At 52.1% G+C, this 286-nt stretch carries 1 rRNA gene; it reads left to right on the top strand.

The annotated features are described in order from the left end of the window. Positions 1-286: ribosomal RNA gene (locus BK665_RS33595) — 23S ribosomal RNA — on the top strand; the annotation flags it as partial.

The raw sequence follows: 286 nt of genomic DNA, 5'->3' as shown, positions 1-286 counted from the left end.
GGAAGGTTAATTGATGGGGTTAGCTAACGCGAAGCTCTTGAGCGAAGCCCCGGTAAACGGCGGCCGTAACTAGAACGGTCCTAAGGTAGCGAAATTCCTTGTCGGGTAAATTCCGACCTGCACGAATGGCGTAACGATGGCGGCGCTGTCTCCACCCGAGACTCAGTGAAATTGAAATCGCTGTGAAGATGCAGTGTATCCGCGGCTAGACGGAAAGTCCCCGTGAACCTTTACTATAGCGTTGCACTGGACTTTGAATTTGCTTGTGTAGGATAGGTGGGAGGCT

The sequence above is a fragment of the Pseudomonas frederiksbergensis genome (genome assembly GCF_003732665.1).
Classification (GTDB): Bacteria; Pseudomonadota; Gammaproteobacteria; order Pseudomonadales; family Pseudomonadaceae; genus Aquipseudomonas; species Aquipseudomonas frederiksbergensis_G.
This window is presented reverse-complemented; position numbering and strand designations above follow the sequence as displayed.